This window comes from Streptomyces sennicomposti (assembly GCF_019890635.1).
GTDB lineage: Bacteria > Actinomycetota > Actinomycetes > Streptomycetales > Streptomycetaceae > Streptomyces > Streptomyces sennicomposti.
In genome coordinates, this window is sequence record NZ_JAIOAB010000076.1 from 21,786 (window position 1) to 27,785 (window position 6,000).

The window sequence follows — 6,000 nt, forward strand, 5'->3', positions numbered from 1 at the left end:
GCTGGACGTGCTGGTGACTGAGGTGCGCTGAGGGGTGCTGGACGTGCTGGTGACGGAGGTGCGCTGAGGGGCGGGGCGGGCGCTGCGGGGCGCTGAGGGCCACCTGGCGAGCACGTTGCAGCATGCGCAACGCTCTTTGCGCAGGGTGCGCCGCCTCGGGAAGATGTGGCCATGCCGTCCACTCCCCTGCCTGACTCCACACCCCTGCCTTCCTCCACGCCGCCCGCCTCCGTGCTGAACCTCGCCCCCGTCGTGCCGGTGGTCGTCCTCGACGACGTCGCCCTCGCCGTGCCGCTGGCACGGGCCCTGGTGGCCGGGGGGCTGCCCGCGATCGAGGTGACCCTGCGCACGCCCGCCGCCCCCGAGGTCATCCGGGCGATCGCCTCCGAGGTGCCGCAGGCGGTGGTGGGCGCCGGTACGGTCCTCACCCCGGCGCAGGTGACGCAGTGCGTGTCGGCCGGGGCGCGGTTCCTGGTCAGCCCCGGCTGGACGGACACCCTGCTGACGGCCATGACGGAGTCCGGGGTGCCGTTCCTGCCGGGGGTCTCGACCGCCTCGGAGGTGGTGGCGCTGCTGGAGCGCGGGGTGCGGGAGATGAAGTTCTTCCCGGCACAGGCGGCCGGCGGCACCGCCTATCTGAAGTCGCTCGCCGCGCCGCTGCCGCAGGCCCGCTTCTGCCCCACCGGGGGCATCGGCCCGGACACCGCGCCCGACTATCTCGCCCTGCCCAACGTCGGCTGCGTGGGCGGGAGTTGGATGGTCCCGGCGGACGCGCTCGCCGCCCGCGACTGGGCCCGGATCGAGCGGCTGGCAGGCGAGGCGGCGACCCTGCGCCGAGCCTCGCGCTGAGCCCTGCACCGAGCCTCGCGCCGGGCGCGTACCGCCCCGCGCTCCACGGGCGGGCGCGCCACGGCGTCGGCGATGCGCGCTCAGCGCAGGTGCGACGTGTCGTTGAACAGCCGTACGCTCGCGTTGCCGTCCGCGTAGTACGCCACCGCCGACAGCGAGGCCGCCGACAGCTCCATGCGGAACAGCGACTCCAGCGGGGCGCCGAGGGCCAGGCGGACCAGCATCTTGATCGGCGTGACGTGCGTGACCAGCAGGACCGTACGGCCGGCGTACGCGGCGACCAGTTTGTCGCGGGTGGCGGCGATCCGGGTCGCGGTCGTCGCGAAGCTCTCGCCGCCGCCGGTCGGCCGCGCCTCGGTGGAGGCGAGCCAGGCGTTCAGGTCCTCCGGGTAGCGCTCGCTCACCTCGGCGAAGGTGAGGCCCTCCCACGCGCCGAAGTCCGTCTCGCGCAGCCCGTCCTCGACCGCCACGTCCAGCCCGAGGCGGGCCGCGACGATCCCGGCGGTCTCGCGGGTGCGGGCGAGCGGGGAGGCGACGACGGCCTGGATCGTGCCGCGCCGGGCGAGTGCCGCCGCGACCCGCTCGGCCTGCTCGCGCCCGATGCCGGACAGCGACGGATCGCTGCCCCCGCTTCCGGAGAACCGCTTCTGCGGAGTCAGCGGCGTCTCGCCGTGCCGCAGCAGGACGAGGGTGGCCGGCGCCCCGAGGTCGGCGGGCGCCCACCCGGGCGTGGCCACGGCCCGCGCGGCCCGCGCGTCGGCGTCCGCCTTCGCTTCGGCGTCCGCGTGCGCGGTGACGTCCGTGTCCTCGGCGGACGCTCCGAGCGCGGGCGCGTCCAGGTCGGGCGTACGGGAAACGGACCCACCCGGACCAGGCGCTCCAGGACCGGCGGTGTCCCGCGCCTCCGCGTCCCGCGCCCCCGCGTCCAGCGCCGCCGTGGACGCCGACGGCGACCACTGTTCGCCGCGCGCCCCCGCGTCCATCGCCTCGTTGGCCAGGCGGTCGGCGTGCTTGTTGCGTTCGCGCGGGATCCACTCGTAGGTGACCCGGTCGGGCGGGAAGACGCGGGCCGCCATCGTGGCGAGCGGCTTGAGGTCGGGGTGCTTGATCTTCCAGCGGCCCGACATCTGCTCGACCACGAGCTTGGAGTCCATCCGGACGTGGACGCGCGCCTCGGGGTCCAGCGCGTGCGCGGCGCGCAGGCCGGCCAGCAGGCCGCGGTACTCGGCGACGTTGTTGGTGACCGTGCCGAGGTACTCGGCCGCCTCCGCCAGCGCCTCGCCCGTCGCCGGGTCGAGGACGACCGCGCCGTAGCCCGCGGGCCCCGGGTTGCCCCGCGACCCGCCGTCGGCCTCGACGACGAACTCCCGTACGCCAGAGCCCGTTGCGTCCGAGCCCCGTACGCCCGTACCCCGGGCGCCGGAGCCCCGTGCGTCAGAATCCTGCACGCCCGAACCTCGTACGTCAGAACCCTGCACGCCCGAACCCCGTACGTCTGGGCCTTGTGCGCCGGACGACCCCGTCACGCCCCGCCGCCCCCTACAGGCCGGACTCGGCGGTGCGCACCAGGATGCGGCGGCAGTTCTCGCAGCGCACCACCGTGTCGGGCGCGGCCGAGCGGATCTCGTTCAGCTCGGTGATGGCCAGTTCCTGGCGGCAGCCCTGGCAGGTGCGCTGGTACAGCTTGGCCGCGCCGATGCCGCCCTGCTGCTCGCGCAGCTTGTCGTACAGCTTGAGCAGGTCCGCCGGGACGGAGGCCGCGACGACCTCGCGCTCCTTGGTCACCGACGCCACCTCCCCGTCGATCTCCTGGAAGGCGGCGTCCCGGCGGGCGGCGGCGTCGTCGGTCTTGGCCTGCACGGAGGCCACCCGCTCGGTCAGCTCGGCGACCCGCTCCTGCGCGGACTCGCGGCGCTCCATGACCTCCAGGACGACGTCCTCCAGGTCGCCCTGGCGCTTGGCGAGCGAGGCGATCTCGTGCTGGAGGTTGGCGAGGTCCTTCGGGGAGCCGACCGCGCCGGAGTCCAGCCGCTTCTGGTCGCGGGCGGCGCGGGTGCGCACCTGGTCCACGTCCTGCTCGGCCTTGGTCTGCTCGCGGGCGCAGTCGCTCTCCTCGGTCTGCGCGGCCACGAGCAGGTCGCGCAGCTGCGTGAGGTCCTTGGTCAGCGACTCGATCTCGGCGTGCTCGGGCAGCGACTTCCGCTTGTGCGCGAGCTGCTGGAGGCGGACGTCGAGGGCCTGGACGTCGAGGAGTCGGATCTGGTCGGCGGGCGCGGCGTTCAGTTGGGGGCTCCCATTAGTTGTCGGTGGTGGCGGTGGACGCCGCGTGGGCGGTCCAGGGGTCGGTGACCGTCTTGGAGACATGGACCCTGAGGTCCCATCCGTTCCGGTCGGAGATCTCGTCGAGCTGGCCGGCGGCCAGCTCGCACCAGGGCCACTCGGTGGCCCAGTGCGCCGCGTCGAGCAGCGCGAGGGGACTGTGGGCGCGGGCCTCGGAGACCGGGTGGTGGCGCAGGTCCGCGGTGAGGAACGCGTCGACACCCGCGGCCCGTACGGCGTCGAAGAGGCTGTCGCCGGAGCCGCCGCTGACGGCGACCGTGCGGACCGGCGCCTCGGGGTCGCCGGCGACCCGGATGCCCTGCGCGGTGGCGGGCAGCCGCTCGGCGGCGCGGGCGGCCAGCTCGCGGACGGTCAGCGGATGGTCGAGTTCGCACACCCGGCCCAGGCCCCGGCGGCCCTGCGGGTCGGTCGGGTCGGGCACCAGGGGGCGTACGACCCGGAGGTCCAGCGCGCCGGCCAGCGCGTCGCTGACGCCCGGGTCGGCGGTGTCGGCGTTGGTGTGGGCGACGTGCAGGGCGACGTCGTGCTTGATCAGGGTGTGCACGACGCGGCCCTTGAAGGTGGAGGCCGCCACCGTCGTCGTGCCGCGCAGATAGAGCGGGTGGTGGGTGACGAGCAGGTCGGCGCCCAGCTTCACCGCCTCGTCGACGATCTCCTGGACCGGGTCGACGGCGAACAGGACCCGGGTGACCTCCTGGCCGGGGTCGCCCACGACGGTGCCGACCGCGTCCCAGGACTCGGCCCGCTCGGCGGGCCACAGGTTCTCCAGCGCGGCGATGACTTCAGACAGACGGGGCACGAGTGCAAGGCTACCTGGGTGTTCGCCCCGGCAGAACCGCCGCCGTGGAGGCGGTGGGGCCGGTACGGGGCGCCGCGCGGGCGGCCGGCGGGGGCGTCCCGGCCGGACCGGGGCCGCCCGTGCGACCGGACTCGCTCACGGCCAGCACAAACGTTCCGCTTTTCTCAGGAGAATCGTTCCTGGAACACCCGTATGTGTGAAGCCTCCGCCCGCCGGAGCCCCGCCTGTGCGTACGAAAACTAGCGTCCTCACAGGAGGTGACCGAGCAATGACAGTCTGTGCCTCTCCGGGGGTCCCGGCCGCACGTGAACAGGAGGGCGCCCCACCGTCGCCGTCGGCCGACGGGGACGGCGGTCCGCCACCGGCCGGCTTCGCCATCACGGTGGACGGAGCCTATGCCGCCCGGCTCGCGCGCGGCGGCGGTTCCTGGTACCCGGAGCGCTGGACGCTGGACGGCCCCGAGCCGTACGCGGTGCCGCTCCCCGGCGACCAGGGCGAGGAGCCCGGCACCGAGGTGCAGCCGATGGGCGACGGGCGGGTCCTGATCCGGCGGCTGGTGGCCGGCCGGAACACGTTCTCGCTGCTCTACCCGACCGGCCCGGGCACCGGCGAGCTGCCGCTCGGCGCCGTGGAGTCCCCGGAGGGCACCCGGCTGCGGCTGCTGCCCCCGGCGCCCGGCGGCGAGCGGGCGTACGCCCTGGCCGTGGGCTCGCGCTCCTCGGCGGTGTGGCTGGTGGCGGGCGGCCCGTTCGGGCCCGAGCTGCTGGCGGAGGTGGAGGGCCACTGCTCGGGCGGGGTCTGGCTGGACCGGGCCGGCCGGCTGCTGGCCCTGGACCGGCGCACCACGGGACGCACCAAGACGGTCGTGGTGGACCTCGGCCGCGGGGGCGCGGTCTCGCCGCTGCTCCAGATCGCGCCGCACAGCGACGACCGGCTGCTGCTGGCCGACCTCGACAGCGGGCTGCTGCTGATCCGCTCGGACGCGCCCTCGCCCGGCCAGTACCGGCTCGGCTGGGGGGTCCTCGGCAGCACGCTGCCGGTGCGGTTCCCGCAGTGCCTGCGGCTGCCGGACTGCACGGTGACGCCGTTCGCGATCCAGCCCGGGCAGGTGCTGACGCCGGAACAGTGCGCGGTGGCGCTGCGCTGCGAGGGCGCGTACGGCAACTGGGTGGGCGTGTGGCGCCCCGCCGACCGCCGGGTACGGCACCTGCCCGCGCCCGAGGGGTGGCTGCCGGGCGCGGGCCTGTGGACCGAGGAGGGCGTACTGCGGCTGCCGTACGCCACCCGGGCGGTGCCGTGCGGGGTGGCGCGGTGGCCCGCGCCGGGACGTGAGGCGGGGCATGAGCCGGGGCGTGAGCCGGGGCGCGAGTTGACGCGCGCGGCTGGGCGCGCGCCGGGGGCGTTGAGTACGCCGGGTGCGCCCGGGGCGCGGGGGGCGTCGGTTACGGCGGGTGCGCCCGGGGTGTCGGGTGCGCTGGGGTCTCGGGGTGCGCCTGGGGTGCCGGGTGCGCCTGGGTCTCGGGGTGCGCCGGGGGTGCCGGGTGCATTGGGGGCGCGGTTGGCGCTGACGGCGGGGGCGTCGCCCGCGTCTGCCGCCCCAGCCGCCCCAGCCGCCGCTTCGGTGCCTGGGGGTGCCTCGGTGGCCGGGGGTGCCTCGGTGGCTGGTGGTGCCTCGGTGCCTGAACGCGCCTCGGCTCCTGGTCCCGGCGCGGTACCGGGTCGGGCCTCGGTGCCTGCCACCGGACTTGGTCACGCCTCGGTGACTGGTCCGGTCTCGGCGGCTGGTCCGGTCTCGGTGACTGCTCAGGCTACGGACCCCGCCTCGGCGACTGCCTCGGTCGCGGTCCCTGCCTCGGCCTCTGGTCCGGGCCCGGCGTCTGCTCCCACCTCTGCTCCGGCCTCTGGCTCGGCACTGGCCTCTGCCTCGGCACTGGCCTCTGGCTCGGTGCCGGTCTCTGGCTCGGTGCCCGCTCCAGTCGCGATGCCCGCCTCGATGCCTGGTCCGGGCGCGT

At 75.6% G+C, this 6,000-nt stretch carries 4 protein-coding genes and 1 pseudogene; 2 read left to right on the forward strand and 3 right to left on the reverse strand.

Going from position 1 to position 6,000, the window contains the following annotated elements; genetic code table 11:
* Positions 1-171: 171 nt before the first annotated feature.
* Complete coding sequence (eda, locus tag K7787_RS28575) at positions 172-849, forward strand: bifunctional 4-hydroxy-2-oxoglutarate aldolase/2-dehydro-3-deoxy-phosphogluconate aldolase (RefSeq protein ID WP_223003422.1); 678 nt, start codon at positions 172-174, stop codon at positions 847-849.
* A gap of 80 nt (positions 850-929) precedes the next feature.
* Here eda and K7787_RS28580 read toward each other — a convergent pair whose 3' ends face one another.
* From K7787_RS28580 to K7787_RS28590, 3 genes are all read right to left on the reverse strand, one after another.
* The gene (locus tag K7787_RS28580; RefSeq protein WP_308036488.1) at positions 930-2,297 is read right to left on the reverse strand and encodes a bifunctional RNase H/acid phosphatase; all 1,368 of its coding nucleotides are present in this window, start codon (positions 2,295-2,297) and stop codon (positions 930-932) included.
* A gap of 91 nt (positions 2,298-2,388) precedes the next feature.
* Positions 2,389-3,132: a zinc ribbon domain-containing protein gene (locus tag K7787_RS28585; RefSeq protein WP_009188327.1), complete on the reverse strand. Its 744-nt coding sequence runs from the start codon at positions 3,130-3,132 to the stop codon at positions 2,389-2,391.
* A 13-nt stretch (positions 3,133-3,145) separates the two neighbouring features.
* On the reverse strand, positions 3,146-3,988 hold the full coding sequence (locus K7787_RS28590) for a Nif3-like dinuclear metal center hexameric protein (RefSeq protein WP_223003423.1): 843 nt from the start codon (positions 3,986-3,988) through the stop codon (positions 3,146-3,148).
* Positions 3,989-4,256: 268 nt separating this feature from the next.
* Here K7787_RS28590 and K7787_RS28595 point away from each other — a divergent pair.
* Positions 4,257-5,528 (forward strand): annotated as a pseudogene (locus K7787_RS28595) (collagen-like triple helix repeat-containing protein); the annotation flags it as partial.
* Between the last annotated feature and the right edge of the window lie 472 nt (positions 5,529-6,000).

Bases quoted from the DNA above. Each gene is read 5' to 3' on its own strand.
- eda (WP_223003422.1), top strand. From the start codon at position 172: ATGCCGTCCACTCCCCTGCCTGACTCCACACCCCTGCCTTCCTCCACG.